Origin of the sequence: Kitasatospora sp. NPDC093679 (genome assembly GCF_040683455.1) — a bacterium.
GTDB classification, from domain to species: domain Bacteria; phylum Actinomycetota; class Actinomycetes; order Streptomycetales; family Streptomycetaceae; genus Kitasatospora; species Kitasatospora arboriphila.
Map to the genome: position 1 here is coordinate 1 of NZ_JBFBDW010000113.1, position 3,947 is coordinate 3,947.

The 3,947-nt window shown below is 75.3% G+C and carries 5 protein-coding genes; 3 read left to right on the top strand and 2 right to left on the bottom strand.

All coding sequences use genetic code 11. The annotated features are described in order from the left end of the window. Positions 1–46 precede the first annotated feature (46 nt). Both AB0O09_RS38635 and AB0O09_RS38640 read right to left on the bottom strand, forming a co-directional pair. Entirely contained in the window at positions 47–367 is a 321-nt protein-coding gene (locus AB0O09_RS38635) for a hypothetical protein (protein WP_363550479.1), read from the bottom strand. A gap of 87 nt (positions 368–454) precedes the next feature. Then, positions 455–1,210: an alpha/beta hydrolase gene (locus AB0O09_RS38640; RefSeq protein ID WP_363550482.1), complete on the bottom strand. Its 756-nt coding sequence runs from the start codon at positions 1,208–1,210 to the stop codon at positions 455–457. 205 nt (positions 1,211–1,415) lie between these two features. Here AB0O09_RS38640 and AB0O09_RS38645 point away from each other — a divergent pair, with 205 nt between their 5' ends. The 3 genes from AB0O09_RS38645 to AB0O09_RS38655 all read left to right on the top strand — a co-directional run bounded on the left by AB0O09_RS38645 (position 1,416) and on the right by AB0O09_RS38655 (position 3,857). After that, positions 1,416–2,189 (top strand): class II aldolase/adducin family protein, encoded by a 774-nt coding sequence (locus AB0O09_RS38645; RefSeq protein ID WP_363550489.1) that lies wholly within the window; start codon positions 1,416–1,418, stop codon positions 2,187–2,189. Next, a complete protein-coding gene (locus tag AB0O09_RS38650) occupies positions 2,186–2,893 on the top strand; it encodes a TetR/AcrR family transcriptional regulator C-terminal domain-containing protein (RefSeq protein ID WP_363550485.1) in 708 nt (235 codons plus the stop codon). Before AB0O09_RS38645 ends, AB0O09_RS38650 begins: the two co-directional genes overlap by 4 nt. Positions 2,894–2,963: 70 nt before the next feature. Further along, positions 2,964–3,857: an alpha/beta hydrolase gene (locus AB0O09_RS38655; RefSeq protein ID WP_363550487.1), complete on the top strand. Its 894-nt coding sequence runs from the start codon at positions 2,964–2,966 to the stop codon at positions 3,855–3,857. Positions 3,858–3,947: the final 90 nt, after the last annotated feature.

The following is a 3,947-nucleotide window of genomic DNA, read 5'->3' on the forward strand; positions in this document are numbered from 1 at the left end:
CCCCGGGGCGGGTGCGAGGGCACCCGCCCCGGGGCGGCGGGGCCGGTCAGGCGAGCAGGGCCCGGACCGCGCGGCAGGTGATCGCGGACGGGCGGTGGATGCCGAGGCGGACGGCCGTCGACCGGATCCGGCGGTTGGTGGCCTGCTGGGGCAGGTACACCCCGGAGTCGAGCAGGACGACCGCGAGGCGCATGGCCTTCAGCCGGCGGTTGTGGTCGACGTACCACTCGCGGGGCATGCCGGCCGGCAGCGGCCGGACGGCGGGCGGGCCGGAGCGGTGGACGGGACGCGCCCGCCGGGTGGACGGCGTGCGGTGGGTGGACGGCGTTCGGCGGACGGACGGGACGAGTGCCTGGGCAGCGGACATCGACGACCTCCTGGTGCGGTGGTTGGGGGCGCTCGCTGATGAATCCCATGGTAGGCGGGGGTACTGACAATCCGCCGGGTCGCCGGGTCAGGCCCGCAGGAAGGCCTCCAGGGCGGTCGCGAAGGCCACCGGGATCTCGTGCATCGGGTAGTGCCCGGAGTTGGCGAGGACGATCAGTCCGGCGTTCGGGTAGTGCTCCAGCCAGGTGTGGCGCATCAGTTCGGCGGAGAGCGCCGGGTCGTGCTCGCCGACGAACACGCCGACCGGCAGCGGGCTGCCCGCGACCTTGGCGGCGAAGTCCTGCGTCGTCCAGTCCGCCAGGTAGCCGGCGAAGGCCTCCGGCCGGGAGCCGGCGACCGAGCGGGCGGTCATCCGGTCGAGCCAGCGGCCGCAGGCCCGGTGGCCGGTGACGAGGTCGAGGATGGCCCTGCGGTTGGCCGGATACTGCACCGCGCCGTGGAAGAGTTCGTGGGCGTCGCCCTCCAGCGGGTAGGCGCTCGCGGGGACGGGGGCCACCGCGGCGAGCCTGCGCACCCGGGTCGGCGCCTCGGCGAGGATCCGCTGCGCGGCCTTGGCCCCCATCGAGTGCCCGACCAGCGAGAAGGCGTCCCAGCCGAGCTGGTCGGCGAGCGCGAGCGCGTCCGCGGCGATCTCGGCGAGGGTGAACTCGCCGTCCACGTCGATCCGTTCGCCGTAGCCGCGGTAGTCGAGGAAGGCGTAGCCGAACGCGTCCGGATCGAGCAGGTCGGGGAAGTCGCCCCAGCCCGCGCTGGTGCCGAACCAGTCGTGCAGCACGAGGACCTTGTGCGGGCCGGTTCCGATGCTTCGGTGACTGATCGCCATCGCCTGCTCCCTCTGCGTGATGATGCCGGGCGGGTCGATCATCCCACCCCGCGCCGGGCGACACGCCAGGACGGATCGCGCCATCCCGGCCGGGAAGCGCCGTGCTGCACCCCTTGTGAAATGCGTCCACTGGACGCATGATGGGGCGCCGAAGCGGTACCGACCGGGAAATGGGGACACCGTGGCGGAGACGATCAGCGCGTTCATGCCGGTGCAGGAGGGCCTCGAGTTCGACCTGCCACCGCAGTTCGCGACCGTCGAGGAGGAGCGCGAGCACCGCAAGCAGCGCCTGGCCGGCGCCTGCCGGGTCTTCGGGCGGCTCGGCTTCTCCGAGGGGGCGGCCGGGCACATCACCGTCCGCGACCCGGAGTTCCCGGACATGTTCTGGGTCAACCCGTTCGGCCTGTCGTTCCGTCAGGTCCGGGTGTCCGACCTGCTGCTGGTCGACCACGAGGGACGGGTCCGGCACGGCCGCCGCCCGGTGAACCGGGCCGGGTTCGTCATCCACTCCGCGATCCACGCGGCCCGGCCGGACGTGGTCGCCGCCTGCCACGCGCACGCCGTGCACGGCAAGGCCTGGTCGAGCCTGGGCCGCCCGCTGGACCCGATCACCCAGGACGCCTGCGCCCTGTTCGAGAACCACGTGGTGGTGTCCGAGGGCGGCGGCGAGGTCGTCCTGGACGAGGAGGCGGGCGCGCTGCTCGCCGCCGGCCTCGGCCCGCACCGGGCCGCGATCCACCAGAACCACGGCGTCTTCACGGTCGGCGAGTCCGTCGAGGAGGCCGCCTGGTGGTTCATCAGCATGGAGCGCAGCGCCCAGGCCCAGCTGCTCGCCGAGGCCGCCGGGACGCCGCGGGTGATGAGCGCGGAGGCGGCCCGGTACACCCGCGAGCAGACCGGCTTCCCGCTCGCCGGCTGGTTCTCCTTCCAGCCGCTGTGGCAGGACGTCGTGCGCTCCGACCCGGACCTCTTCGAGTGACCGGGCCGGCCGCGCCGGGCTCGGCCGCCTGGTGGCGGCAGCGGTACGGCGAGCGGGCCCGGCGCCGGCCCCGGGCGGGCGGGCTGACCCTGGCGGCGATCACCGCCGCCGCCCTGGAGATCGCGGACGGCGAGGGGCTGGACGCCCTCACGATGCGCCGGCTCGCCGACCGGCTGGGCACCCGCCACACCTCGCTGTACCGGCACGTCGCCAGCCGGGAGGAGCTCCTGGTGGAGCTGGTGGACCACGTGCTCGCCGAGGTCCGGCTGCCGGAGGGAACGGCCGACTGGCGGTCCGCCCTGGCGGCGGGCGCCCGCGGGTTCCGCGGCGTCCTGCTCGGCCATCCCGCGGTGGCGCCGCTGTTCGTCGCCGGCCAGCTGCTCGGCCCGAACGCGCTGCGCGCCCGCGAGCACGCCCTCGGTGTGCTGATCTCGACCGGCTGGGAGCCCGCCACCGCGGTGCACGTCTACCTGACGGTCATGCACTTCGTGATCGGCTCCGCCCAGATGGACGCGGGCGGCGCCGCACGGACGGCGGCCGAGCGGGCCGCGATGGCCGAACTGTTCGCGGCCCTGCCGGAGTCCACCCACCCGGTCGTCCGCCGCCACGCCGAGCTGCTCAACGCGCCGGACAGCGACCAGGAGTTCGACTTCGGGCTCACCGCACTGCTGGACGGCGTCGCCCTGCGCCGCCCGGCGCCGTGACCGCGCCCCCGACCACCGTGCGCCCGACCACCGTGCGCCCGACCACCGGCAGTCCCCGACAGGAGGCACCGTGACCCCGCCGACCGAGACCGAGCTGCCGCCGCTGGCGGAGTGGACCGCCGGCGGGCGCCGCCTGGCCGTCCGCGGCCCGCGCGGTGCGCACACCCTGTTCGTCCGCCAGGACGGTCCGCCCGACGGACGGCCGGTGACGCTGCTGCACGGCTTCCCGACCTCCTCGCACGACTGGGCGGCCGTGGCGCCCCGGCTGGCCGCGGACGGCTGCCGGGTGACCACCCTCGACCTGCTCGGCTTCGGCGGGAGCGACAAGCCGCGCCGGCACGCGTACTCGCTGCTGGAGCAGGCCGACCTGGTGCAGGCGGTGTGGCAGGAGCTCGGCGTCGGCGCGACGGCGCTGGTGGCGCACGACTACGGGGTCAGCGTCGCGCAGGAGCTGCTGGCCCGGGACGCCCCGCGGATCACCCGCACGGCCTGGCTGAACGGCGGGCTCTGGGCCGATCTGCACCGGCCGGTCCCGATCCAGCGGCTGCTGCACGGCCCGCTCGGCCCGCTGCTGGCCCGGGCGACGACCGAGCGGCGCTTCGCCGCCTCGATGCGGCAGGTGCTGGCCCGGCCGGTGTCCGACACGGCGCTGCACGAGATGTGGCTCGGCATCGCCCGCGCGGACGGCCGGCTGCTCGCACCGCGGCTGCTGCGGTACATCGACGAGCGGCGCCGCCACGCGGCCCGCTGGAGCGCCGCCCTGGAGGGCTACGGCGGACCGATGCTGTTCGCCTGGGGCCCCGCCGACCCGATCAGCGGCGCCCACGTGCTGGCCCGGGTCCGCGAGCGGATCCCGCACGCGGCGGTGGTCGAACTCGCCGGCCCGCCACCCACCGGCCACTACCCGCAGCTGGAGAGCCCGACCGAGGTCGCGACGGCCCTGCTCGCCTTCCTGCGCGACTAGGTGTTCTGACCCGTGAGGTTGGGGACGCGGCTGGCGGGTGGCTTGCCTGCGAGTGCGGTGTGTCCGCGGTGGTGATTGTAGGTGTGGAGC

Bases quoted from the DNA above. Each gene is read 5' to 3' on its own strand.
- AB0O09_RS38635 (WP_363550479.1), bottom strand. From the start codon at position 367: ATGTCCGCTGCCCAGGCACTCGTCCCGTCCGTCCGCCGAACGCCGTCC.
- AB0O09_RS38640 (WP_363550482.1), bottom strand. From the start codon at position 1,210: ATGGCGATCAGTCACCGAAGCATCGGAACCGGCCCGCACAAGGTCCTC.
- AB0O09_RS38645 (WP_363550489.1), top strand. From the start codon at position 1,416: ATGCCGGTGCAGGAGGGCCTCGAGTTCGACCTGCCACCGCAGTTCGCG.